The organism is Paracoccus sp. NSM (assembly GCF_052379855.1).
Taxonomy (GTDB): Bacteria; Pseudomonadota; Alphaproteobacteria; order Rhodobacterales; family Rhodobacteraceae; genus Paracoccus.
This window is the reverse complement of the sequence record NZ_JBQTCG010000002.1, coordinates 445,362-468,678: the sequence shown is the minus strand read 5'-3', so window position 1 is coordinate 468,678 and position 23,317 is coordinate 445,362. Positions and strand designations below refer to the sequence as shown.

General features: G+C 67.2%; 22 protein-coding genes. 7 read left to right on the top strand and 15 right to left on the bottom strand.

The window, feature by feature from the left end:
* Window positions 1-58 precede the first annotated feature (58 nt).
* Window positions 59-3,451, bottom strand: coding sequence for an indolepyruvate ferredoxin oxidoreductase family protein (locus tag ACTZWU_RS05390; RefSeq protein WP_444736324.1), 3,393 nt, complete (start codon window positions 3,449-3,451; stop codon window positions 59-61).
* 161 nt (window positions 3,452-3,612) lie between these two features.
* Here ACTZWU_RS05390 and ACTZWU_RS05385 point away from each other — a divergent pair, with 161 nt between their 5' ends.
* The 5 genes from ACTZWU_RS05385 to ACTZWU_RS05365 all read left to right on the top strand — a co-directional run bounded on the left by ACTZWU_RS05385 (window position 3,613) and on the right by ACTZWU_RS05365 (window position 9,093).
* Window positions 3,613-4,518 (top strand): LysR family transcriptional regulator, encoded by a 906-nt coding sequence (locus ACTZWU_RS05385; protein WP_444736323.1) that lies wholly within the window; start codon window positions 3,613-3,615, stop codon window positions 4,516-4,518.
* 291 nt (window positions 4,519-4,809) lie between these two features.
* On the top strand, window positions 4,810-6,990 hold the full coding sequence (purL, locus tag ACTZWU_RS05380; protein ID WP_444736322.1) for a phosphoribosylformylglycinamidine synthase subunit PurL: 2,181 nt from the start codon (window positions 4,810-4,812) through the stop codon (window positions 6,988-6,990).
* Window positions 6,987-8,129: a bifunctional 2-C-methyl-D-erythritol 4-phosphate cytidylyltransferase/2-C-methyl-D-erythritol 2,4-cyclodiphosphate synthase gene (locus ACTZWU_RS05375; RefSeq protein WP_444736321.1), complete on the top strand. Its 1,143-nt coding sequence runs from the start codon at window positions 6,987-6,989 to the stop codon at window positions 8,127-8,129. Before purL ends, ACTZWU_RS05375 begins: the two co-directional genes overlap by 4 nt.
* On the top strand, window positions 8,126-8,626 hold the full coding sequence (locus ACTZWU_RS05370) for a phosphatidylglycerophosphatase A family protein (protein WP_444736320.1): 501 nt from the start codon (window positions 8,126-8,128) through the stop codon (window positions 8,624-8,626). Before ACTZWU_RS05375 ends, ACTZWU_RS05370 begins: the two co-directional genes overlap by 4 nt.
* Window positions 8,623-9,093 (top strand): CinA family protein, encoded by a 471-nt coding sequence (locus tag ACTZWU_RS05365; RefSeq protein WP_444736319.1) that lies wholly within the window; start codon window positions 8,623-8,625, stop codon window positions 9,091-9,093. Before ACTZWU_RS05370 ends, ACTZWU_RS05365 begins: the two co-directional genes overlap by 4 nt.
* A 77-nt stretch (window positions 9,094-9,170) precedes the next feature.
* Here the strand turns inward: ACTZWU_RS05365 and ACTZWU_RS05360 are convergent, their stop codons facing one another.
* The 10 genes from ACTZWU_RS05360 to ACTZWU_RS05315 form a co-directional block, all read right to left on the bottom strand.
* Window positions 9,171-10,211 carry a threonine aldolase family protein gene (locus tag ACTZWU_RS05360; RefSeq protein ID WP_444736318.1) on the bottom strand — a complete coding sequence of 347 codons (1,041 nt, stop codon included), beginning with the start codon at window positions 10,209-10,211 and terminating at the stop codon, window positions 9,171-9,173.
* Window positions 10,208-10,648: a YcgN family cysteine cluster protein gene (locus ACTZWU_RS05355; protein ID WP_444736317.1), complete on the bottom strand. Its 441-nt coding sequence runs from the start codon at window positions 10,646-10,648 to the stop codon at window positions 10,208-10,210. Before ACTZWU_RS05355 ends, ACTZWU_RS05360 begins: the two co-directional genes overlap by 4 nt.
* Complete coding sequence (locus ACTZWU_RS05350) at window positions 10,648-11,577, bottom strand: bifunctional riboflavin kinase/FAD synthetase (protein WP_444736316.1); 930 nt, start codon at window positions 11,575-11,577, stop codon at window positions 10,648-10,650. The genes ACTZWU_RS05355 and ACTZWU_RS05350 overlap by 1 nt, the downstream gene beginning before the upstream one ends.
* 96 nt (window positions 11,578-11,673) lie before the next feature.
* On the bottom strand, window positions 11,674-12,543 hold the full coding sequence (locus ACTZWU_RS05345) for a TIGR01459 family HAD-type hydrolase (protein WP_444736315.1): 870 nt from the start codon (window positions 12,541-12,543) through the stop codon (window positions 11,674-11,676).
* The gene (locus ACTZWU_RS05340) at window positions 12,543-13,460 is read right to left on the bottom strand and encodes a manganese-dependent inorganic pyrophosphatase (RefSeq protein WP_444736314.1); all 918 of its coding nucleotides are present in this window, start codon (window positions 13,458-13,460) and stop codon (window positions 12,543-12,545) included. Before ACTZWU_RS05340 ends, ACTZWU_RS05345 begins: the two co-directional genes overlap by 1 nt.
* 165 nt (window positions 13,461-13,625) lie before the next feature.
* Window positions 13,626-14,135 carry a CarD family transcriptional regulator gene (locus ACTZWU_RS05335; protein WP_444736313.1) on the bottom strand — a complete coding sequence of 170 codons (510 nt, stop codon included), beginning with the start codon at window positions 14,133-14,135 and terminating at the stop codon, window positions 13,626-13,628.
* 329 nt (window positions 14,136-14,464) lie between these two features.
* On the bottom strand, window positions 14,465-14,803 hold the full coding sequence (gene fdxA, locus ACTZWU_RS05330; protein ID WP_444736312.1) for a ferredoxin FdxA: 339 nt from the start codon (window positions 14,801-14,803) through the stop codon (window positions 14,465-14,467).
* A 36-nt stretch (window positions 14,804-14,839) separates the two neighbouring features.
* Window positions 14,840-15,145, bottom strand: coding sequence for an RNA-binding S4 domain-containing protein (locus ACTZWU_RS05325; protein ID WP_444736311.1), 306 nt, complete (start codon window positions 15,143-15,145; stop codon window positions 14,840-14,842).
* The gene (locus ACTZWU_RS05320) at window positions 15,146-18,082 is read right to left on the bottom strand and encodes a helicase-related protein (protein ID WP_444736310.1); all 2,937 of its coding nucleotides are present in this window, start codon (window positions 18,080-18,082) and stop codon (window positions 15,146-15,148) included.
* A 9-nt stretch (window positions 18,083-18,091) separates the two neighbouring features.
* Window positions 18,092-18,616, bottom strand: a complete 525-nt coding sequence (locus ACTZWU_RS05315) for a tetratricopeptide repeat protein (protein WP_444736309.1) — start codon at window positions 18,614-18,616, stop codon at window positions 18,092-18,094.
* A 119-nt stretch (window positions 18,617-18,735) separates the two neighbouring features.
* Here ACTZWU_RS05315 and ACTZWU_RS05310 point away from each other — a divergent pair, with 119 nt between their 5' ends.
* Both ACTZWU_RS05310 and ACTZWU_RS05305 read left to right on the top strand, forming a co-directional pair.
* Window positions 18,736-19,026: an SCP2 sterol-binding domain-containing protein gene (locus tag ACTZWU_RS05310; RefSeq protein WP_444736308.1), complete on the top strand. Its 291-nt coding sequence runs from the start codon at window positions 18,736-18,738 to the stop codon at window positions 19,024-19,026.
* Between the two features lie 3 nt (window positions 19,027-19,029).
* Complete coding sequence (locus ACTZWU_RS05305) at window positions 19,030-19,974, top strand: alpha/beta fold hydrolase (protein WP_444736307.1); 945 nt, start codon at window positions 19,030-19,032, stop codon at window positions 19,972-19,974.
* On the opposite strand, the gene ACTZWU_RS05300 is transcribed toward ACTZWU_RS05305, so the two are convergent.
* The 4 genes from ACTZWU_RS05300 to ACTZWU_RS05285 all read right to left on the bottom strand — a co-directional run bounded on the left by ACTZWU_RS05300 (window position 19,971) and on the right by ACTZWU_RS05285 (window position 23,314).
* Window positions 19,971-20,894, bottom strand: coding sequence for a transporter associated domain-containing protein (locus ACTZWU_RS05300; RefSeq protein WP_444736306.1), 924 nt, complete (start codon window positions 20,892-20,894; stop codon window positions 19,971-19,973). The genes ACTZWU_RS05305 and ACTZWU_RS05300 overlap by 4 nt on opposite strands.
* Window positions 20,891-21,391 carry an rRNA maturation RNase YbeY gene (ybeY, locus tag ACTZWU_RS05295; RefSeq protein WP_444736305.1) on the bottom strand — a complete coding sequence of 167 codons (501 nt, stop codon included), beginning with the start codon at window positions 21,389-21,391 and terminating at the stop codon, window positions 20,891-20,893. Before ybeY ends, ACTZWU_RS05300 begins: the two co-directional genes overlap by 4 nt.
* Window positions 21,384-22,460: a PhoH family protein gene (locus ACTZWU_RS05290; protein WP_444736304.1), complete on the bottom strand. Its 1,077-nt coding sequence runs from the start codon at window positions 22,458-22,460 to the stop codon at window positions 21,384-21,386. The genes ybeY and ACTZWU_RS05290 overlap by 8 nt, the downstream gene beginning before the upstream one ends.
* A 134-nt stretch (window positions 22,461-22,594) precedes the next feature.
* Window positions 22,595-23,314, bottom strand: a complete 720-nt coding sequence (locus ACTZWU_RS05285; protein ID WP_444736428.1) for an ABC transporter ATP-binding protein — start codon at window positions 23,312-23,314, stop codon at window positions 22,595-22,597.
* Window positions 23,315-23,317: the final 3 nt, after the last annotated feature.

Here is a 23,317-nt window from a genome sequence, read left to right as displayed (position 1 = left end):
CCTTGCTGTCGCGTGGCGCCTTCATAAGCCGCCACGCGCGCTTTGCAAATGATCTGGATCATTCGGCGGCCTGACGAAGCGGCGCACCCCCTGACCTGAACCGCGCCAGCAGCGCCTCGCGCCGGGCAGCGGCATCGTGCGCGGCCTTTTCCTTGACCGGACCGTAGCCGCGCACCGACAGGGGCAGTTCGGCCAGTTCCAGCGCGACGGGCATCGTGGCATCGGTGACATTGGCGAATATCTCGGCCATGTCGGCTTCGTATTCGCGGATCATCTGACGCTCCATCCGCCGCTCGGCGGTGTAGCCGAACGGATCGAAGGGCGTGCCGCGCAGTCCCTTCATGGCGGCCAGAACGCGGAAGGCGCGCAGCATCCACGGCCCGAATTCGCGTTTCTTCGGCCGCCCCTCGGCATCCTTTCCGCCCAGCATCGGCGGGGCCAGATGGAAGGACAGGCGCAGATCGCCCTCCCATTGGCGGGCGACGGCCTCGGCGCTGGTCAGGTGCAGGCGGGCGACCTCGTATTCGTCCTTGTAGGCCAAGAGCTTGTAATAGCTTTTCGCGACCGCCTCGCGCAGGGGCGCCGGGGCGGCATCGACCAGCTGCAGGAACCGCCGCTTGAGGCCCTTGCCCTGATAGGCGACCAGCCGCTCGGCGCGGTAGGCGACCGGATCGACCGGCAAGGCCGCAACCTCGGCCGGGCGTTGCGCCTGTTCGGGGAAAGCCATCGCCCAACGCCCGATCTGGAAGGCGCGCTGGTTCTCGGCGACCTTGGCGCCGTTCAGCTCGATCGCCTTCAGGATCGCCTCTTCGGTCAGCGGGATCAGCCCCTGCTGCCAGGCCGCGCCCAGGACCAGCATGTTGGAATAGATCGAGTCCCCCAGCATCCGCAGCGCCAGATCGCTGGCATCGAAGAAAGCCACCCGCTCGCGCAAGCGCGCCTCCAGCGACAGCTTCAGCCGGTCGGACGGCACCTGGAAATCGCGGTTACGGGTGAAGTCGCCGGTGATGATCTCGTGATCGTTCACCACGGCGCCGGTGCGCCCTTCGGTCATCAGACCGACGGTCTTGGCACCCGCCGTCACAACCAGATCGCCGCCGATGACGCAGTCCGCCTCGCCCGTGGCCACGCGGATGGCGCTGATATCCTCGGGGCGGTTGGCCAGACGCAGGTGGATATGCACCGCGCCGCCCTTCTGGGCCAGTCCCGCCATCTCCATCATCCCGGCGCCCTTGCCGTCGATATGGGCAGCTTGGGCCAGCACCGCGCCGATCGTCACGACGCCGGTGCCACCGACGCCGGTGATCACGATGTTATGCGTGCCGCTGATCGCGGGCAGCGCGGGGGCGGGCAGCGGCGGCAGGTCCAGCGCCTCGGCCTTGGGGCGGCGCAGCTTGCCGCCCTTGACCGACACGAAACTGGGGCAGAAGCCCTTGACGCAGCTGAAATCCTTGTTGCAACTGGACTGGTCGATCTGGCGCTTGCGGCCCAGCTCCGTGTCCAGCGGCACGACCGAGACGCAGTTCGACTGGACCGAGCAATCGCCGCAGCCCTCGCAGACCTCGGGGTTGATCCAGACGCGGCGGTCGGGGTCGGGGAACTGCCCCTTCTTGCGGCGGCGGCGTTTCTCGGCGGCGCAGGTCTGGATGTAGAGGATCGCGCTGACGCCCTCGGCACCCTCCAGCTCGCGCTGGACGGCCATCATCTGCGCGCGTTCCTCAAAGCGCAGACCTTGGGGGAATTGCGCCCGGTCGATGTCTTCCTTGTCGTCATAGACAACGACCAGCGGGCTGACGCCCATCGCCACAAGCTCGCGCGCGATCTGGGGCGCGGACAGCCCGCCCTCGTTCGGCTGGCCGCCGGTCATCGCCACCGCGTCATTATAGAGGATCTTGTAGGTGATGTTCGTCCCGGCAGCCAAAGCCGCCCGGATCGCCAAGACCCCCGAATGGTTGTAGGTTCCGTCGCCAAGGTTCTGGAACACATGGTTTCTTGTGCTGAAAGGCGCCTCTCCGATCCAGTTCGCGCCCTCGCCGCCCATATGGGTGAAGCCCTCGGTATCGCGGCCCATCCACTGGACCATGTAGTGGCAGCCGATCCCGGCATAGGCGCGGCTGCCCTCGGGCAGACGGGTCGAGCTGTTATGCGGACAACCCGAGCAGAACCAAGGGGTTCGGGTCGCTATCTCGGGTGCATTATCGGCGCGGCGCACGGCTTCAAGCCGCGCGAGACCCGCCCGGATCGCCTCGGTCCCGCGACCTTCCTCGACAAGGATCGCGCCGATCCTCTGCCCAATCATCACCGGGTCCAGCGCATAGCGGGTCGGGAACAATTCCTCGCCGGTGCGGTCGTGACGCCAGCCATGCACCCGGCGGCCCCGGCGATTGTCGAAGATCGCCTCTTTCAGCTGCACTTCGATCAGCTTTCTCTTTTCCTCGACGCAGACGATAAGTTCAAGGTTTTCAGACCATTCCTGAATGGACTTCATGTCCATGGGCCAGGTCTGACCGACCTTGTAGGTAGTCAGGCCCAGACGCTCGGCCTCGGCCTCGTCGATGCCCAGCAGCGACAGCGCATGAACCAGATCCAGCCAGTTCTTGCCCGCCGCGACAAAGCCGATCCGCGCGCCGGGCTTGCCCCAGACGCGGCGATCCAGACGGTTGGCCCGGCTGAACGCCTCGGCGGCGCGGCGCTTGTAGTCGATCATCCGCGCTTCTTGCGCGACGGGCGTGTCGCCCAGGCGGATGTTCAGCCCGCCCTCAGGCATGACGAAATCCTCGGGGGTGACAAAGCGCATCCGCTGCGGGTCGCCATTGACCACGGCCGTGGCCTCGACCGTGTCCTTCATGGTCTTGAGGCCGGTCCAGACGCCCGCATAGCGCGACAATGCGAAGCCGTAGAGCCCGAAATCCAGGATCTCCTGCACGCCGGCGGGCGACAGCACGGGGATATAGGCATCCACCATCGCCCAGTCCGACTGATGCAACACGGTCGAGCTTTCGCCCGTATGATCGTCGCCCATCGCCATGACGACGCCGCCGTGACGCGACGACCCGGCCATATTGGCATGGCGCATCACGTCGCCCGAGCGGTCCACGCCCGGCCCCTTGCCATACCACAGCGCAAAGACGCCGTCATGGCGCCCCTCGCCGCGCAGTTCGGCCTGCTGGCTGCCCCAGATCGCGGTCGCGGCCAGATCCTCGTTGAGGCCCGGCTGAAAGCGCAACCCGGCCTCGGCCAGCCTTTTGCCCTCGCGCATCATGGCCAGATCGACCCCGCCAAGCGGGCTGCCGCGATAGCCTGTCACCAGACCCGCCGTGTTCAGCCCCGCCGCCTTGTCGCGTGCCGCCTGCATCAGCATCAACCGAACCAATGCCTGCGTTCCGTTCAACAAAACGAGATCTTTGGTCAGGTCAAAACGGTCGGCTAGCGAAAAATCCTGCTTGCTCATCCTGCACTCCTCCAATGCCTGATGCCCCTTGGCTCAGTATAGGTCAGAAACGCTGACCGACAAAGACATAAATTCTTGACTTGACGTGCAGGGCTTCCAACTTCAGGGAGAAGCAAGACCTGCAAAGAACGCATGGCAGGCATGACAGGATCGTAACGCGCATGGATTGGGACAAGCTAAGAATATTTCACGCGGTGGCCGATGCGGGCAGCCTGACCCATGCGGGGGATGTGCTGCATCTGTCGCAATCGGCGGTCAGCCGCCAGATCCGCGCGCTGGAAGATTCGATCGGCACGACCTTGTTCCACCGTCATGCGCGCGGCCTGATTCTGACCGAACAGGGCGAATTGCTGTTCGAGGCGACCTCGGCCATGGCGCGCAAGCTGGACGGCGCCGCCGCCCGTATCCGCGACAGCGAACAGAACGTGCTGGGCGAACTGAAGGTGACGACGACGGTCGGCTTCGGAACGCTGTGGTTGGCGCCGCGTCTGGTCAAGCTCTACGAGAAATATCCCGACCTGCGCATCGACCTGATGCTGGAGGAACGCGTGCTGGACCTGCCCATGCGAGAGGCCGACGTGGCGATCCGCATGAAGGAACCCAGCCAGTCCGACCTGATCCGCAGGCGGCTGCTGAACATCCAGATGCGCCTTTATGCCAGCCCCGAATATCTGGCCGCGCGCGGCATGCCCACCACGCTGGAGGAACTGGCCCAGCACCGGCTGATCAGCCAGAAGCCCGATCAGCCGCAGGTCGCGGCGGGCGCGCGCCTCGTCCAGCAGCTTCTGTCGCAGAATGTCGGCTCGACGCTGACGGTGAACAACTATTTCGGCGTGCTTCAGGCGGTGTTGGCCAATCTGGGCATCGGGGTGCTGCCCGATTACCTGACCGCCGACCACGACAGGCTTGTGCGGGTCTTTCCCGATCTGGAATCCGGCGAGGTGCCGGTTTTCCTGGCCTATCCCGAGGAACTGCGCCAGACGCGCCGCGTCGCGGTCTTCCGCGATTTCGTGCTGGAGGAGATCCAGGCCTATCGCCGTGCCCAGTCCGAGGCCGGTCTGGACTAAGGCCCCGTCCGACCGGTCAATCCGACTTTTGTCTGTAGCTATTCGGTAACTGCATGGCGGCTATGTTGCATGTGCAGCATGATAATTCTTGAACCGTTCACATCCTGCACATAAATCGGGCTCAGAAGGCGATGCCTAGCGTATCCGCTCATCACCTTCTACCTCCCTGTTGGACTTGGGCCGGGCCTTGTGCCCGGCTTTTTTTTATGCCGCAAGGCGCGCGGGCGGCCTTCCCCTGCCTGCGATCTGCGCCTAAAAGGCGCCAGAATTCTCGCGCAGGAAGGGCAGGACATGCAGGAACCGACGATCACCCCGGAACTGATCGCCGCGCACGGGCTCAAACCCGACGAATACGACCGCATCCTGCAGATCATCGGGCGTGAACCGACCTTCACCGAACTGGGCATCTTCAGCGCGATGTGGAACGAGCACTGCTCTTACAAATCGTCGAAGAAATGGCTGCGCACTCTGCCGACCGAAGGCCCGCAGGTCATCTGCGGCCCGGGCGAGAATGCGGGCGTCGTCGATATCGGCGACGGTCAGGCCGTGGTCTTCAAGATGGAGAGCCACAACCACCCCTCCTATATCGAACCTCATCAGGGCGCCGCGACCGGCGTGGGCGGCATCCTGCGCGACGTCTTCACCATGGGCGCCCGCCCCATCGCGGCGATGGATGCGCTGTCCTTCGGCTTGCCCAGCCATCCCAAGACCGCGCATCTGGTCAAGGGCGTGGTGGAAGGCATCGGCGCCTATGGCAATGCCTTCGGCGTGCCCAATGTCGGCGGCGAGGTGCGTTTCCACGCAAGCTATAACGGCAACTGCCTCGTGAACGCCTTTGCGGCGGGCCTCGCGGATGCGGACAAGATCTTCTATTCCGCCGCCTCGGGCGTGGGCATGCCGGTCGTCTATCTGGGCGCCAAGACCGGCCGCGACGGCGTCGGTGGCGCGACCATGGCCAGCGCCGAATTCGACGACACGATCGAGGAAAAGCGCCCCACCGTGCAGGTCGGCGACCCCTTCACCGAGAAATGCCTGCTTGAGGCCTGCCTTGAACTGATGGCCTCGGGCTCGGTGATCTCCATTCAGGACATGGGCGCGGCGGGTCTGACCTGCTCGGCGGTCGAGATGGGCGACAAGGGCGGTCTGGGCATCAAGCTGGTGCTGGACCATGTGCCCCAACGCGAAACCGGCATGACCGCCTACGAGATGATGCTGTCGGAATCCCAGGAACGGATGCTGATGGTGCTGAAGCCCGAGAAAGAGGCCGAGGCCCGCGCGATCTTCGAGAAATGGGATCTGGACTTCGCCATCGTGGGCGAGACGATCCCCGAGGACCGGTTCCTGATCATCCATGGCAATGACGTCAAGGCCGACCTGCCGCTGTCGAAACTGTCCTCCTCGGCGCCGGAATATGACCGCCCCTGGGTGGAAACGCCCGCTGCCGGTCCCGCCCCCGTGCTGCCCGAAATTGCCCCCATCGCCGCCCTGCGCGCCCTGATCGGCAGCCCGAACCACGCCCACAAGGCCTGGGTCTGGGAACAATACGACACGCAGGTCGGCGCCGACACGATCCGCCGCCCCGGCATGGGCGCGGGCGTCGTCCGCGTCCACGGTACCCGCAAGGCGCTGGCCTTCACCAGCGACGTGACCCCCCGCTATGTCCGCGCCAACCCGTTCGAGGGCGGCAAGCAGGCCGTGGCCGAGGCTTACCGCAACCTGACCGCCGTCGGCGCCCTGCCCTTGGCCACGACCGACAACCTGAACTTCGGCAACCCCGAGAAGCCCGAGATCATGGGCCAGTTCGTCGGCGCGATCAAAGGCATCGGCGAAGCCTGCCGCGCGCTGGACTTCCCCATCGTGTCGGGCAACGTCTCGCTTTACAACGAGACCGACGGCAAGGGCATCATGCCCACCCCCACCATCGGCGGCGTCGGCCTTATCGCGGATCTGGACGACATCATCGCGGGCCTGCCGCAGGCGGGCGACGCAGCCTTGGTCATCGGCGCCACGCAGGGCCATCTGGGCCAATCCGCCCTGGCCTACGAGGCTTTCGGCATCGAGACCGGCGACGCCCCCCATGTGGACCTGACCGCCGAGCGCAAGCATGGCGAATTCCTGCGCGCGCAGCGCGCCCATCTGGCGGCGGCCAATGACCTGTCGGATGGCGGCCTGGCGCTCGCGGCCTTCGAAATGGCCGAGGCCGCGGGTCTGGGCGTCACGCTGGACGCATCCGATATCGGGCAGCTTTTCGGCGAGGATCAGGCCCGCTATCTGGTCGCCTGCCGCCCCGACGCGATTTCGGCGCTGACGCAGGCCGCGCGCGATGCGGGCGTCCCGCTAGCACAGGTGGGCCGGTTCGGCGGCGACAGAGTCAGCTTCGGCGGTGACGCCGCGCCTCTGGCCGAACTTTCGACGCTCTATCGCACGGCCTTTGCCGCAGCGATCAAGGGCGACATGCCCGACCACGCATGATCCGCGCCCCGGCAGGCTTTGCCGCGCTGATCACGGCGGCAGGTCGCGGCACCCGGGCGGGCGACGGCGCGCCCAAGCAATGGCGCGACCTGGCCGGGCGCCCGGTGCTTGACCGGACGCTGGCCGCCTTTGCGGGCTTTTCACGCATCGTGCTGGTGGTTCATCCCGAGGACATGCCGCAGGCGCTTCAACGCTATGCGGGACGCGTCACGCTGGTCGAGGGCGCGGCGACCCGCGCCGCCAGCGTCCGCGCGGGCCTCGATGCGCTCGAGGGTCAGGCAAACCACGTCCTCATCCATGACGGCGCGCGGCCTCTGGTCCCCGATGCGGTGATCCAGGGCGTGATCGACGCGCTGGCGCAGGGCGCCCCTGCCGCGGCCCCGGCCCTGCCCGTGTCGGATGCGCTCTGGCGCGGTGCGGATGGCCGCGTGACAGACACCGCTTCCCGCGACGGGCTCTTTCGCGCGCAGACCCCGCAGGGCTTCGCCCTTAACCGCATTCTCGCCGCCCATCGCGCCCACCCCGCGGATGCCGCCGACGATGTCGAACTGGCGCTGAAATCCGGGATCGAGGTTGCGATCACCCCCGGTTCCGAGGACAATCTCAAGATCACCTTTCCCGCAGATTTCGCGCGGGCCGAACGCATCCTGGGAGGTGCCATGGATATCCGCCTCGGCAATGGCTACGACGTCCACGCCTTCGGGCCGGGCGATCACGTGACGCTCTGCGGCATCCGCGTCCCGCACGAAGCCGGGCTGATGGGCCATTCGGATGCCGATGTCGGCATGCACGCCCTGACCGACGCGATCTACGGCGCATTGGCGCAGGGCGATATCGGGCGCCATTTCCCGCCCTCGGACCCGCAATGGAAGGGCGCCGACAGCGCGATCTTTCTGGCCCATGCGGCAGGCTTGGCCCGCGACAAGGGGTTCCGCATCGGCAATGCCGACGTGACCCTGATCTGCGAGGCGCCCAAGATCGGACCGCACGCTCTGGACATGGCGCAACGCCTGGCCGAGATCATGGCGACAGATCCAGACCGGATCAGCGTCAAGGCGACCACCTCGGAACGGCTCGGCTTCACCGGGCGGCGCGAGGGCATCGCGGCCATCGCCACCGCCACCCTGATCAAGGAATGATCATGGCGCGCATCCTCTGCATCTGGTTCGGCGCGGGCCTTCTGCGCCCGGCACCGGGAACCTGGGGCTCGGCGGTCGCCCTGGTGCTTGGCCTCCTGATCCATCGCATCGGGCATTTCCCGCTGCTCGCACTTGCGACTGTCGCGGTCACGTTGGCGGGGTTCTGGGCGGTGCGCGTCCACACCGCCGGCATGGCCGATCCCGACCGCTCCGAGATCGTGATCGACGAGGTTGCGGGCCAGTGGCTGGCGCTTCTGTTTCCGTCCTTCGGCTTCTGGCTGATGGGCCTGCCTGCCGAAACCTTCCCCTACCCCGGCTGGCTGGCGGCCTTCCTGTTCTTCCGCCTCTTCGACATCTGGAAACCCTGGCTCGTCGGCCGCGCCGACCGCCGCCACGATGCCCGCGGCGTGATGGAGGACGACCTCTGGGCGGGCCTCTTCGCGGGCATCGCCACCATGATCGCGGCCGCCGCCTTCCACATTCCGATGATGCTATGACCCTCGCCGCCGAGATTCTCGAGGCCGCCCGCGCACGCGGCGTAATGATCGCCACCGCCGAAAGCTGTACCGGCGGCCTGATCGCAGGCGCCCTGACCGAAGTGCCCGGCTCGTCCGACGCATTCGACCGGGGCTTCGTGACCTATTCCAACGCGGCCAAGCAACAGATGCTGGGCGTCCGCCCTGAAACGCTGGACGCCCACGGGGCCGTCAGCGAAGAGGTGGCCGCCGAAATGGCCACGGGCGCGCTGCGCCATTCGGGCGCGGGCATCACCGTCTCGGTCACCGGCATCGCTGGCCCCGGCGGCTCGGAACACAAGCCCGAAGGCCGCGTCTGCTTCGGCATCGCAGAAGCCTTCGGCACCCGCACCGAAACCGTCGAATTCGGCGCCATCGGCCGCCACAGGGTCCGCGCGGCCAGCGTCGAACACGCCCTGAACCTGCTGGCCCAGGCTTTGAGTGCCTGACCCTTTCTTCTTCACGAAAATATCCCGGGGGGGCCGCGCGGCACGCGCGGCGGGGGCAGAGCCCCCCATCCGCAGTCTCAACCCGCCAGCAGGCCCGCCATCCGGGCGACCATGGCCTCGGGCATGTCCCAGGCCGCGACCAGCCTCACCGGCACCGGGTCCAGTCCATCGGCCGGCGCATCCGTCCACAAATGATAAAGCGCCCCGGCAGCGCGCGCGCGCCTGTGGGTCTCGGCCGGGATCTCGGCAAAGACCGCGTTGGATTGCACCGGAGCCAACAGCCGCCCGCCGCCGCGCGTCACGGCCTCGGCCAGCGCCCGTGCATGGGCATTGGCGGTTGTGGCCAGGTCCAGCCACAGACCGCGCTCGATCAGGGCCAGCATCTGCGCGGCAAGGAACCGCTGCTTGGAAAACACATGGCCCGCCTGCTTGCGGCGATAGTCGAACCCATCGGCCCGGGCGGGATCGAAGAATACCACCGCCTCGGCGGCCATCGCGCCGTTCTTCGTCCCGCCCAGGCACAGCGCGTCCGCCCCGGCGCGCCAGGTCATCTCGGCCGCGCTGCATCCGGCCGACACGACTGCATTGGCAAAACGCGCCCCGTCCATATGCAAAGGAAGCCCGGCCTCATGCGCGATCCCTGCAAGTGCCGCGACCTCTCCGGGCGAATAGACCGTGCCCCATTCCGTCGCATTCGTGATCGACACCATCGCGCCGAGCCCACCGTTCAGCCCCGCCCCCGCCCCGGCGCGAAGGGCATCGGCCAGCGTCTCGGGCGACAGCTTCCCCTCGGTCCCGGGCAGCGTCACCAGCTTGGCGCCATGGGCATAGAACTCGGGCGCGCCGCATTCGCTGGTTTCGATATGGGCGTCCTCGTGGCAATAGATCCGCCCGAACGAAGGCGCCATCTGCGCGCAGACCAGCGCATTGGCCGCCGTGCCGGTCGCCACGAACCGCACCACCGCATCGGGCGCCTCGAGCGCCTCGCGGATCACGGCCTCGGCCCGCGCCGTGACCGGATCGCCGCCGTAGCCCATCACCGCGCCCTCATTCGCCCGCGCCAGAGCCGCCAGAACCGCCGGATGCGCGCCCCAGGAATTATCCGAGGCGAAATTCACGACAGGTCCTCGATGATGTAATCCTCCCAGTCATCCTCGGTCACGGTGATCTCGCTGACGGTCCAGCCGCGCACGCTGGCGCCTGCGCGATGCACCGCCTCGGGATCGCCCGAGACCAGATGATGCCAGTCGTAAAGCGGCTTGCCCTCGGCCCTGAGGCGATAGGCGCAGGTCGCGGGCAGCCACCAGGCGATCTGGCCCAGCTTTTCGGGGGTCAGCACCACGCAGTCAGGCACGAACTGGTGGCGATTGGGATAGCTGGTGCAGCGGCAGGTCTGGCCGTCCAGCAGCTTGCAGGCCACGCGGGTAAAGGCCAGCTCGTCGGTATCCTCGAACTCGATCTTGTTCAGGCAGCATTTGCCGCAGCCGTCACAAAGCGCCTCCCATTCGGGGCGGGTCAGGTCGTCCAGCGGCAATTCCCAGAAACGCGGCCGCATCAGCCGCCTGCCAGCACGCGCCGCGCCTGATCGGCGTCGCGTGCGATCTGGTCGATCAGCGCGGGCAATCCGTCAAAGCGCAGCTCGTCGCGCAGGAACTCAACCAGCGCGACCGACAGGTGCTGCCCGTAAAGATCGCCCGAGAAATCGAACAGATGCACTTCCAGATTGGGGGCGTTCTCGCCGAACATCGGGCGCACCCCAAGCGAGGCGACCCCCTGGCAGGACAGCCGGTCCGGCCCGGTCAGCACATCGACCAGAACCGCATAGACGCCAAGGCGCGGCAGATGCAGCCCCTCCATCGCCATGTTGGCGGTAGGCCAGCCCAGTTCGCGACCGCGCTTGGCGCCATGCACGACCTCGCCCTCGATCCGGTGCCAATGGCCCAGCATCCGTTCGGCATCGCGTGTGCGCCCCTCGGTCAGGGCCTGACGGATCGCGGTCGAGCTGTATTCCGCCCCCGCATCGCCCACCAGCGGCAGGATCGTGACGCCGAAGCCAAGCGCCCGGCCCAGATCGGCCAGCATGCGGGCATTGCCGGCCCGGTCCTTGCCAAAGCAGAAATCGGCACCAACAGTGACATGGGCCGCGCCCAGCCCCTCGGCCAGAACCTCGCGGGCAAAGGCCTCGGGCGTCAGCCCCGCCAGAACCGCGCTGAAGGGCAATTCGTAAAGCCGCTCGACCCCCAGACGCGCCAGCCGGTTCGCCCGCGCTTCGGCATTCATCAGCCGAAAGGGGGGCGCGTCAGGGGCGAAGAATTCACGGGGATGGGGCTCGAAGGTCAGCACGCCAAGCGGCGCGTCCGAGGCCGCACGCGCGGCCTCGATCACGGCGCGGTGACCACGATGGACACCGTCGAAATTGCCCATGGCCAGACTGGCCCCGCGGGCCGAAGCGGTCAATCCGGTCCAGTCACGATGGATCTGCAAGGCCAGCCCTCATCTGATGGCCGCGTGCGGCCCGTTCCGGCTTTGCATATCGCGCAGGGCGGACCGGGTTGCAAGAGACCGGCCCGCCGCAGCCCGTCAGCGCAGCCGCCCGATCGCGTAGCGCGGCGCCTGTTCCTGGATCGAAAGCCACTCCGCCAGCGCGACCGGTTCGGGATTCTCGACATCCGGGCCGAAGGCATCCGCTGCCAGACCGCCGGTCACGAAGAGGGCGTCGATCCCTTCCTGCGCCGCGCCCTTGATATCGGTTGCGATCCCGTCGCCCACGGCCAGGATGCGGGCATCCTCGGCCAGATCCATCAGGCGGCGGGCGCGGTCATAGATCGGCGGATGGGGCTTGCCGAAATAGAAGGCCTTGCCGCCAAGGCTTTCGTAGAACTCGGCCAGCGCGCCCGCGCAGTAGATCCGCGTCTCGCCCAGATCGACCACGATGTCGGGATTGGCGCAAAGCATCGGCAGGCCACGTTCGCGGGCCAGCAGGAAGCGGGCGCGGTAATCCTCGGGCGTCTCGGTCTGCTCGTCGAAGGGGCCCGAGGCGACGATGCCCTCGGCCTCTTCCAGGGGCACGCGCGTGATCGGCGGCGCATCGGCGAATTCGGGCGGGATGTCGGTAAAGAATCCCTCGTCCTTTTCCAGCCCGATATGCCAGACCTTGCGGCCGACCGCGCCCGCGAACATCGCCTCTTGCGCGGCGTCGCCCGAACTGACGACCAGATCCCACGCGTCGCGCGGCACACCCATGCGGTCGAGCTGCTCGATCACATAGCGGTTGGGCCGCGGCGCGTTGGTCATCAGGCAGACCCGGCCACCCCCCTTGCGGAAGGATTGCAGCGCCGACACGGCCTCGGGCCAGGGCTGCCTGCCATTGTGCAGGCAGCCCCAGAGGTCGCAGTAAAGCGCCTCATAGCCGTCCGCGATCTCGGACAGCGCGCCGATGATCTGCGTCATCAGACCGCCAGCACCGGCAGGATCTGCTTCTTGCGGCTCATGATGCCGGGCAGGACGACGCTGTCGCCGGTGACGGTGGCGGCAAAGCTGCGCTCGGCCACGGATTTGACGAAATCGTTCGGCACCAGCAGCGTGGCTTCCTCGCGCAGGATGTCCACGATGAACAGCAGCACCTCGTCCGCGCCGTCATCCGAGGCGACCTTGGGCATCGCCGCCAGCAGCGCGGCCTTGCGGTCCAGCAGGACCTGCGGCGCGGTCGTTTCCAGCACCGAGACGCGCAGCTTCTTGCCGCCCAGCTCGTATTCCTTGCTGTCCATCCGCAAGAGCGCCTCTTCCGAGAAGGCGCTGACATCGGATTTCGCCGCGAACATCTCGGATGCGTAATCGGCGACGGTGATGCCCAGTTCGGCGGCCAGCTTCTCGGCCACGGCGCGGTCATGGGGGGTGGTGGTCGGGCTGCGGAATTCCAGCGTGTCCGACAGGATGCAGGTCAGCATCGCACCCTTGATGGATTGCGGGGCGCGGGCCATGTCCTCGCCGATCAGGTCGTGCATGATCGTGGCGGTGCAGGCCAGAGGGCGCACGGTGATGTTGATCGGGCCGCGCGTCTTGATGCCGCCCGCAAGCAGGTGGTGGTCGATGATCTCGATCACGTCGGCCTCGTTGATCGAGGCGGGCAGTTCGCCCGGATTGTTCGTGTCCACCACGACGCATTGATCGCCCTTGGCCACGTCCTGGATGATGCGCGGCTTCGGCAGGTCCCACCGGTTCAGCATCCAGGCGGCTTCGGTGTTCGGCTCGCCCTGCAGGACGGCCTCGGCCGGCTGCTTGCGGACCTCGTTCAGATACCAGGCCCAGATGATGGGCGAGCCGGTGGAATCGGTGTCGGGAGAGGTGTGGCCGAAGACCTTGATCATGGGAAAGCGCCTTTGCTTCATGCGTCACTTGACCGCGCTTATAGGAAAGCCCGCGGGGCTTGTCCACGACCGCACGGGCGCCCGCGACAGGCATGTGACGGCATGGCGCGCCACGGAAAAAGGGCGCCGGTCGGGGCGCCCTTTGGCAAGCGGGGCTTGGCAGGATCAGGCCGCGCGCGAGGTCAGGACCTCTTCGACGCGCTTCTGGGCGCCACCTTCGTCCAGGCCACCGACTGCGGCGACTTCGCGGGTCAGGCGGTCCAGCGCGGCCTCGTAAAGCTGACGCTCGGAATAGGATTGCTCGCGCTGGTCGTCGCTGCGGTGCAGGTCGCGCACGACCTCGGCAATGGCCATCAGGTCGCCGGAATTGATCTTCTGCTCGTATTCCTGGGCGCGGCGCGACCACATGGCGCGCTTGACGCGGGCCTTGCCCTTCAGCGTCTCAAGCGCGCGGTCGATCAGGTCGGGCGAGGACAGGCTGCGCATACCGATCTCGCTGGCGCGGGCGGTGGGCACGCGCAGGGTCATCTTGTCCTTGTCGAACGAGATGACGAACATCTCAAGCCGCAGCCCCGCGACTTCCTGCTCTTCGATCGAAACGATCCGGCCGACGCCATGGGCCGGATAGACGACGAAATCGTCGGGGCGGAATTCGTTCTTCTTGGTTTTCGACATCTGGCTTCCTCTGCATGCGCCCCGACCGGGGCACAAAAAAACCGCAAGCGGCGGGGGCCACCTTCGGTCCGTTTTCCTGTCTGTCTGTCGATCCGGCCCGGCAGAGGGCGCGGAAAGGGCAGCGATACGGCACATGCTGACTAAGCCTCTGACAGGCGGTCAGCAGCGCGACAGGCCGGAACATAACACAAAAATGACGCGCAAGAAAGCGCCCGTTCGGGGCGCCTCGAGCATGGCTGGCCTGCGGATTTCGCCAGATCGGCCAAGATGTTGCAACCGGCGTGCCAGGACGGGGCGGCCTGCCCCTGCGCCTGTCCGCCGAATCGCCCTTAGTCGCCCGCGCCGGGCGTTTCCGAGAAATACTTGTCCAGCTTACCCTCGACCCCGTCCATCTCGGAGGCGGTGGGCAGCGGGTCCTTCTTGCGGGTGATCACCGGCCAGAGTTCGGAATATTTCCGGTTGAACTCGACCCATTTCTCCATGTCCGGCTCGGTGTCGGGACGGATCGCATCCGCCGGGCATTCAGGCTCGCAGACGCCGCAATCGATGCATTCGTCGGGATGGATGACCAGCGTATTCTCGCCCTCGTAGAAACAGTCAACAGGGCAAACCTCGACACAGTCGGTGTATTTGCACATGATGCAGTTGTCGGTCACGACATAGGTCATCTGGCGCGCTCTTTTCGTGCGTGGCTGTTCAAGGGTTCACCTAGTCCCTTCGGGCGGATCAATCAACCCGTCGGAAAGATCACGGTAGAGGCCCTGTGCCTCGGGCGCCGGGCCGCGGCGATGGCCCAGTTCAACCACCTGCAAGACGCGCACCCGGCCATGGGCCGAGATCACCACCTCGTCGCCCGGCCTGATCGTGCGATGGGGCTTGAGACAAGGCTGCCCATTGACGCGAACGCCGCCGCGCGTGATCCGCTCGGCGGCAAGGGCGCGGGACTTGAAGACCCGCGCCTGAAACAGCCACTTGTCCAGGCGCAGGCCCGGATTGGCGGCCTCCTGCACTTATTTGCGGTCCTTCAGCGCAGCGAGGATCGCGAACGGGCTGTCGGGATCGGCCTTCTTCTCGGGACGCGAGGAAAAGGTCTTCGGCCCCTGCCCGCCCGGCTTGCCGCCGGATTTCGGACCGCCGGGCTTGCCCTTGCGCTCGTGACGCTGGCCGTCGCCGCGCCCGCCCTGCGCCTGATCGCCATCGCGGCCACGCGCGGGCTTGCCCTGCGGACGGCGCTGGCCGTCGCGACCGTCGCGCGGCTGGCCGTCGGCGGCCTCGTCGCGCGGCTGGCGGCCACGCGGGGCGCCGCCGTCACGGCGCACCTCGCCGCGCGGATGGCGCGGGCCGCGGGGCTTGGGCGCCCAACGGAAGGTGTAATAGGTCTCAAGCTCCTCGGGCGCGGCCTCGACCGTCTCGCCGGCATCGGCGTTCGCTTCGGCCTCGGCGCGGCGTTTCTCGGCCTGCTCGGCCTCCCAACGGGCGCGGGTCTCGGCGGCCAGAACCGATTCCTCTTCGGTCAGCGGCGCGTCGGAGGCCTCGCCTTCGGGCTGAGGGGCCACGGGCGCGGCCTCGGCGGCCTTGACCTTGGGGCGCTCGGCCTTTTCGGCGCTGTAGCCCAGACCCTGCATCAGGCCCGAGAACTGCTCAAGCGTCATGCCGGTGATCGACAGCATGTCGGGATTGGCCTCGAACCCGCCGCGCGTGTCCTGTCCGCGCAAGAGGTCGGCCAGACGCTCCAGCATGTCGATACGGATCGCGCGTTCGCCCGCAGGGCGATAGCCCGACAGGGTGTAATAGCCTTCGGGGACGCCGGGAATGTTGGGGATCGTGACCAGACCGGGGGGCGGGCTTTCGGGGAATTCGTCCAGCCCCTCGGCCAGCGACCACAGGACCAGCCGCAGCCGGGTCGGGGCGGGCTTCAGCAGCGCGGGCAGGAAGATCGTGAACTGGCCGAAGCGGACGCCATGCTTGCGCAGCGCGGCGCGGGCATCCTGATCAAGTTCCTTGACCTCGCTGGCCACGCCGTCGCGGGGCAGGACGCCAACGTTCTCGACCAGGCGGAAGGCGAAACCGCGCGCTAGGCCGGTCAGGGTCTCGTCGCGGCTCATGGTCAGAAGCGGCTCGAACAGCGCCGCGACCTTGCGGTCGATGAAATGCTGCAGGCGGCGACGCACCTTGTCGGCGATCTCGGTCCCGGCTTCCTCGTCCACGAAAGCCTCGACGCCGGGATGCAGCGCGTCCGCGCCCTTGACCAGCTTGCCCACCGCCTGGTTGCCCCACATGAGGCCACCCTGTTCGGTAAAGTCCATCTCGGTGTCCGGCGCGTTGTAGAAACGGTCGGCGCGCAGATGGAATTCGGGGCGCAAAGCCTCGTAGCTGGCGCGGTTCAGCATCTTCGCCTCGTCGACCGATCCGGTCTGGTCGGGGCGAAAGCGGAAGCCCTCCAGACGGCCGGCGAATTCGCCCTCGACCGTCACTTCGCCCTTGTCGTTCACTTCGGCCACGAGGCTCTCCTTCTGCTTGAGCCGGCGCAGAAGCACGGATGTGCGCCGGTCCACAAATCTCTGGGTCAGGGCCGCGTGCAACGCGTCCGACAGGCGGTCTTCTACAGCGCGCGTTTCCGCGCGCCAATGCTTTTCGTCCTGAACCCAGCCCGTTCTTTGCGCCACATAGGTCCAGGTGCGGATATAGGCCAGCCGCTTCGAGATCGCGTCGATATCGCCGTGCAGCCGGTCGATGCGCTTGACGGCGCGGTCCAGCCATTCGGCCGGGATCGTGCCCTCCTGCAGAAACCCGAAGATCCGCGCCAGAAGCGTAGCATGTTCCATCGCGGAAATGCCCCTGAAATCGGGCACGCGGCAGACATCCCACAACAGGCGCACATCCTTGCCGCCCTGCACGCGGTCGCGGATCTCGGGCAGGTCGCGCAGGATCTTCAGCGCGGCCAGATCGTCGGCCTCGCGCCCGCGAGACAGCCATTCATGGCCCGGCGCGGCCTCGAGGCTCTGGACAAGCCGGTCCATCGTGCCGAATTCCAGCGCCCGGTTGCGCCACATCAGGCGGCTGATCGGGGCGAAACGGTGGTTTTCCAGCGCCTCGATCAGGCCCTCGTCGGGGATCTGCGCCTCGCCGGTCACGCCGAAGGTGCCGGATTCGGTGTGCCGCCCGGCCCGGCCCGCGATCTGGCCCATCTCGTGCGGGAACAAAGGCCGGACGCGGCGGCCGTCGAACTTGTGCGTGGCCGAAAAGGCGACGTGGCGGATGTCGAGGTTCAGCCCCATCCCTATCGCGTCGGTGGCGACGAGGTAATCGACCTCGCCGGCCTGATACATCTCGACCTGCGCGTTGCGGGTGCGGGGCGACAGCGCGCCCATGACCACCGCGCAGCCACCCTTCTGGCGGCGGATCAGTTCGGCCATGGCGTAGACATCGTCCACGCTGAAACCGACGATGGCGCTGCGCGCGGGCATCCGCGACAGTTTCTTGGACCCCGCCCAGGACAGGGTGGACAGCCTTTCGCGGCGCACGAACTGCACGTCGGGGACAAGCGCCGCGATGGCGGGGCGCATCGTGTCGCTGCCCAGAAACAGCGTCTCGTGCAGGCCGCGCATATGCAGCAGGCGGTCGGTGAAGACATGGCCGCGTTCGGGATCGGCGCAAAGCTGGATCTCGTCGATGGCGACGAAATCGGCGCCGATCTCGGGCATGGCCTCGGTCGTGGCGACCCAGTATTGCACCCGGTCGGGCACGATCCGTTCCTCGCCCGTCACCAGCGCCACGACCGAGGGGCCGCGCGCCGCCACGATCCGGTCATAGACCTCGCGCGCCAGAAGCCGCAGCGGCAGGCCGATCACGCCGGTCCGATGCCCCAGCATCCGCGTGATGGCATGGTGGGTCTTGCCCGTATTGGTCGGGCCGAGGATGGCGGTGATCCGCCCGCGCGTTGTCATGGTCATTCCTCAGATATCGGTGCCGCGCAGGCGACGTTCCAGACGGGCGGCGGCATCCAGCGCCTCTTGCTGATGAGGATGGACCTTCAGGCTTTCGCGATAGGCCGCCAGCGCCCGTCCCGGCTGGCCGATCTCTTCCAGCATGGCGCCAAGCTGGGTCAGCGCGGCGAAATGACGCGGCTCCAGCACCAGGGTGCGGGCCAGATCCTCGATGGCGGGGCCGAACTGGCCAGCCATGGCCAGGGCCGCCGCGCGCGTCTGCCAGCCCGCCGCAAAATCGGGGGCGTGGTCGGTCAGCGCGCTCAGATGCCCGATCGCCTCGTCCAGATCGCCGCGATCCAGCGCATCCTCGCCCCGCCTGAGCAGCAGATCCATCGCGGGCGAGCCTGACCGTGACCAGGCGCGCAGGATATCGCTTTCGGCGATGCGCCAGCCCTCGCCCTCGGGCTGGGCCAGCCGGGCGAAAGCATCGTCGAGGTCGACCGGCTGGGCGCCGGCTGCGAAAGCTGTTGCCATGACAAGCAGAATTGTCACTAATCCGGCCTTGAATGCCGCGACGACATTATGGATTTGGTGACGAAGCGCGCTCATAACGTCTGGTGTAACCCAGCCCGTATGCCGGGCGCCAGCCAAAGCGCAAGAGAGGACATGAAATGAGCGAAGTCGTGAAAGCCGCCGTCGAGAAACTGAGCGAGAAGATCGACAGCTTCGACTCGACCGCGAAATTCGTCATCACCGACGAGGGCGCCATCATGATCGACGAAAGCGGCGTGCGCGCCGCCGACGACGGCGAAGAGGCCGAGGTGACGCTGACCGCCAGCCGCGACACGTTCGAGGGGATCCTGTCGGGCGACGTGAACCCGACCACCGCCTTCATGATGGGTAAGCTCAAGGTTGACGGCTCGATGGGCGTCGCCATGCAGCTGGGCCAGAAGCTGTCCTGATCCATGGACAGCGCGCCGTTCCGCCAGCTGGCCGATGATCCGCTGGAACCGGCCCGCGCCTATTGGCTGCGGGCCGAGGACGGCATCCGCCTGCGGGTCGCCTGCTGGGAAACGGCGCGCGCCGCAGCCGAGGGCAGCGTCCTGCTGTTCCCCGGCCGCACCGAATATGTCGAGAAATATGCCCCGATAGCCCGCCGCCTGAACGCGGCGGGCTATCACGTCCTGGCCATCGACTGGCGCGGACAGGGCCTGTCGGACCGGTTGCAGGCCGATCCGCGCCCCGGCCATGTCGGCGCCTTCAGCGATTATCAACGCGACGTGGTCGAAATGATCGTCGCCGCCGAGGAACTGGGCCTTGCCCGTCCCTGGCACCTGCTGGCCCATTCGATGGGCGGCTGCATCGGGCTTGCGGCGCTGGAATCGGACCTGCCCGTCGCCAGCGCGGTCTTTTCGGCGCCGATGTGGGGGATCAACCTGCGCCGGTTGCAGCACGGTGTCGCACTTGGCATCGCCTATCTGGCGGGGCGCGTCGGGCGGGGCGGCGTCGCCGCGCCGGGCAGCGGCGGGACGCGCAGCACCTATGTGCTGGACGAATCCTTCTCGGCCAATCTGCTGACGCGGGATGTCGATGAATGGGCGCGACTGGTCCGCGAGGCTGCCGCCTGGCCCGACCTGACCATCGGCGGGGCCAGCTTCGACTGGGTGTCGAAGGCGCTGAACGAATGCACGCGGCTGTCGCAGATCGCCTCGCCCGACCTGCCGATGCTGGTCTCGGTCGGCAGCGACGAGCGTGTCGTCTCGGGTCAGGCGATCCGCGACCGGGCGGCGCGCTGGCCGGGCGGCCAGCTGCTGGAAGTGCCCGGCGCGCGGCACGAGGTCATGATGGAGACCCCGCCCCTGCGCGACCTTTTCATCCAGGCGATGCTGGAGCGCTTCGCCGACAGCTAGTCGGCGCGCGTGCCCCCGCCCGTGGCCTTGTCGGTGGCCGAACCCAGCCGGGGCATCCGCAGGCGCAACCGCTTGATCCGGCGCGGATCTGCTTCGACCACCTCGAATTCGGCGCCCGAGGGATGGGCGACGACCTCACCCCGCAGCGGCACGCGACCGATCAGCATGAAGATCAGACCGCCAAGCGTGTCCACCTCTTCCGCCTCGTCCTCGGGGGCCAGGCGCAGGCCCGTCTCGGCCTCGACCTCATCAACTGGCGCGCGGGCCTGGATCAGCCATTGGCCCGGCTTTTCGCTGACCCACAGATGGCCCTCATCCTCGTCATGCTCGTCCTCGATCTCGCCGATGACCTGTTCGATCAGGTCCTCGATCGTGACAAGCCCGTCAACGCCACCATATTCGTCGATGACCAGCGCCATGTGGATGCGCTTCTGCTGCATCTGCTGCAGCAGCACGCCGATGGGCATAGAGGGGGGGACGTAAAGCAGCGGGCGCAGCATCGGGCGCAAGGTGAACTTGCCGCCCGCGCCGAAGCCGTGTTTCAGCGAAAGATCCTTGAGGTGGATCAGCCCGAGCGGGCTGTCCAGCGTGCCCCGAAAGACGGGAATCCGCGAGAAGCCATGCTCGCGGAACATCGTCACCAGATCGTCAAGGGTGATCGACAGCGGCGCGGCGATGATCTCGGCCTTGGGGATCGCCACGTCATCGACGCGCAGGCGGCGCAGGTTCACCATGCCCGGCGCAGGCTGGCTGTCGCTGCGAGGGGCGGCGGCGTCCTCGTCGTCGGTCTCGGCCTCGCCGCCCTTCAGGGCGTCAAAGACCCGGCCAAAGAAACCACGCTGGCGATCCTGCTCGCCCTCGTCTTCGGCCATGTCGCCCGGTTCACGGGCGGCGACCGGTAATCGACTGTCGGAATTCATCTTTCGCTGGTCTCCTCATAGGGATCGGGAATGCCCAGACCGGCCAGGATTCGGCGCTCGGTCTGTTCCATCACTTCGGCATCGGGTCCGTTCTCGTGGTCATAGCCCAGCAGATGCAGGCAGGCATGGACCAGAAGATGCATGACGTGATGCGCGAAGGGCTTGCCCTGCGCCAGCGCCTCGGCCGCGCAGGTGTCGTAGGCGATGGCGATGTCGCCAAGCTCGTCCGCGTCGGGCATGTCCGGCGCTGTGCCGGGTGCGCGCGGTTCAGCCTCGACCGAGGGCCAGGACAGGACGTTCGTCGCGCGCGGCTTGCCCCGGAAATCGGCGTTCAGGGCCGCGATGCGGGCATCGTCGCAGCCCATGACCACGACCTCGCCGCCGATGCGGTGCCAGTCCAGCGTCGCAGTGACGGCGCGGGCCGCCAGATCCTCAAGTCCGGCGGCCTCCCATCGGTCATCCTCGATGACGCAGTCGGCGGTGATCTCGTCAGGCATCGTTCCGTATCGCCCGCCGCGGGGCGTATTGGCCGCGCGGCTCATCCATGTCGCCGCGGGCAAGGGCCGCGACCTCTTCGGCGTCATACGCCTTGATGATGCGCGCGACAAGCGGGTGACGCACGACATCATCGGCGGTGAAGTAGCTGAAGCTGATCCCCTTGACGCCCCCCAGGATGCGTTCGGCATCGACCAGACCCGATTGCATGCCGCGCGGCAGGTCGATCTGGGTGCGGTCGCCGGTGATGACCATGCGCGAGCCCTCGCCCAGCCGCGTCAGGAACATCTTCATCTGCATCGAGGTCGCGTTCTGCGCCTCGTCCAGCACCACGAAGGCACGCGACAGGGTGCGGCCGCGCATGAACGCCAGGGGCGCGATCTCGATGCGCTTTTCCTCGACCAGCTTCTGCATCTGCTTGGCGGGCAGGAAATCGTTCAGCGCATCATAGAGCGGCTGCATGTAGGGATCGACCTTCTCCTTCATGTCGCCGGGCAGAAAGCCCAGACGCTCGCCCGCCTCGACGGCAGGGCGCGACAGGATGATCTTGTCCACATGCCCGCCGATCAGCATGGTCACGCCGACCGCGACGGCCAGATAGGTCTTGCCCGTCCCGGCAGGCCCGATCCCGAAGGCCAGTTCATGTTCGAAGAGCGACCGCACATAGGCCTTTTGCGCGTCGGTGCGCGGCTCGACCGATTTCTTGCGGGTCCGCAGCTCGTAGACGCCCTTCGAGAACATCTCGAGCTGGTCCGCAGGCGTCGGATCGCCCGCCGGGTCGATGCCCATGCGAAGCGCCGCGTCAACCTCGCCCAAGGAAACCGGGCGCTGCTTTTCCAGACGATCGTAGAGGCCGCGCAGGACGTTGCTGGCCTCGGACTGGGCCTCGGGGCCGCCGACCACGGCCAGGAGGTTGCCGCGTCGCAGGATATGCACGCCCAGGGCTTCCTCGATCCGGGCCAGGTGGCGGTCATTCGCGCCGCACAGGTCGATCAGCAGCCGGTTGTCGGGAAATTCCAGCACGGTCTCGTTCGGAGGGGTGGTGACGGGGGGCGTTGGCGATAGGCCCAAATCGTTCTCCTGCTCAGGCGTCCTTGGGGTCATGGTGGCAAGCTTGCGTGAGTCGCACAAGGAGAGGTTGTCTGCCAAGGCGGCATCCCTGCCCCCGCATACGGCAAAACGCGTGCCAAGGCGCGCGGGTTGCATCAGGAATGGGCAACAGGCGCCCTGCCCAGAAAGGCCGCCAGCGCCGGTTCGCTGTCCATCCCGGCGACCGGGCCGATATGCGCGATCACGCCGTTCTGCAGCATCGCCACCCGGTCCCCGATCAGCGCGACCGAGCGCATGTCATGCGTGATCGTGATGGCCGTGGCGCCGGTCTCGGTCACGATGCTGCGGATCAGATCGTCGATGGCGCGGGCGCGAATCGGGTCGAGGCCGGTCGTCGGCTCGTCGAAGAAGATCACCGCCGGGTCATCCGCGATGGCACGCGCCAGACCCACCCGCTTGGCCATGCCGCCGGACAATTCGGCGGGCATCAGATCGGCGGTCTCGGGCGTCAGACCCACGCGCGCCAGCTTGTCCAGCGCGATGGCGCGGGCCTCGCGGTCGGGCATCCGCTGGCGCAGGCGAAAGGCGATGTTCTGCCAGACATTCAGGCTGTCGAACAGCGCGCCGCCCTGAAACAGCATGCCAAAGCGCGTCAGGAATTGCGGCAGGCGCGCCGCGTCCAGCGGCTGGCCCTGCCACAGGACCTGCCCGCCATCGGGCGGCACGAGGCCGAGGATGCATTTCAGCAGAACCGACTTGCCGGTGCCCGACTGGCCGATCACGCAGAGGCTTTCCCCCGGCGCAACGGCCAGATCGACACCCGCCAGCACGCGCTTGGCACCGAAGCTGCGGGTCAGGCCGCGCGTCTCGATCATCGG

Bases quoted from the DNA above. Each gene is read 5' to 3' on its own strand.
- fdxA (WP_444736312.1), bottom strand. From the start codon at position 14,803: ATGACCTATGTCGTGACCGACAACTGCATCATGTGCAAATACACCGAC.
- ACTZWU_RS05365 (WP_444736319.1), top strand. From the start codon at position 8,623: ATGACCCTCGCCGCCGAGATTCTCGAGGCCGCCCGCGCACGCGGCGTA.
- purL (WP_444736322.1), top strand. From the start codon at position 4,810: ATGCAGGAACCGACGATCACCCCGGAACTGATCGCCGCGCACGGGCTC.
- ACTZWU_RS05300 (WP_444736306.1), bottom strand. From the start codon at position 20,894: ATGAATTCCGACAGTCGATTACCGGTCGCCGCCCGTGAACCGGGCGAC.
- ACTZWU_RS05340 (WP_444736314.1), bottom strand. From the start codon at position 13,460: ATGATCAAGGTCTTCGGCCACACCTCTCCCGACACCGATTCCACCGGC.
- ACTZWU_RS05335 (WP_444736313.1), bottom strand. From the start codon at position 14,135: ATGTCGAAAACCAAGAAGAACGAATTCCGCCCCGACGATTTCGTCGTC.
- ACTZWU_RS05370 (WP_444736320.1), top strand. From the start codon at position 8,126: ATGATCATGGCGCGCATCCTCTGCATCTGGTTCGGCGCGGGCCTTCTG.
- ACTZWU_RS05305 (WP_444736307.1), top strand. From the start codon at position 19,030: ATGGACAGCGCGCCGTTCCGCCAGCTGGCCGATGATCCGCTGGAACCG.
- ACTZWU_RS05285 (WP_444736428.1), bottom strand. From the start codon at position 23,314: ATGATCGAGACGCGCGGCCTGACCCGCAGCTTCGGTGCCAAGCGCGTG.
- ACTZWU_RS05320 (WP_444736310.1), bottom strand. From the start codon at position 18,082: ATGACAACGCGCGGGCGGATCACCGCCATCCTCGGCCCGACCAATACG.
- ybeY (WP_444736305.1), bottom strand. From the start codon at position 21,391: ATGCCTGACGAGATCACCGCCGACTGCGTCATCGAGGATGACCGATGG.
- ACTZWU_RS05390 (WP_444736324.1), bottom strand. From the start codon at position 3,451: ATGAGCAAGCAGGATTTTTCGCTAGCCGACCGTTTTGACCTGACCAAA.
- ACTZWU_RS05345 (WP_444736315.1), bottom strand. From the start codon at position 12,543: ATGACGCAGATCATCGGCGCGCTGTCCGAGATCGCGGACGGCTATGAG.
- ACTZWU_RS05385 (WP_444736323.1), top strand. From the start codon at position 3,613: ATGGATTGGGACAAGCTAAGAATATTTCACGCGGTGGCCGATGCGGGC.
- ACTZWU_RS05355 (WP_444736317.1), bottom strand. From the start codon at position 10,648: ATGCGGCCGCGTTTCTGGGAATTGCCGCTGGACGACCTGACCCGCCCC.
- ACTZWU_RS05375 (WP_444736321.1), top strand. From the start codon at position 6,987: ATGATCCGCGCCCCGGCAGGCTTTGCCGCGCTGATCACGGCGGCAGGT.
- ACTZWU_RS05310 (WP_444736308.1), top strand. From the start codon at position 18,736: ATGAGCGAAGTCGTGAAAGCCGCCGTCGAGAAACTGAGCGAGAAGATC.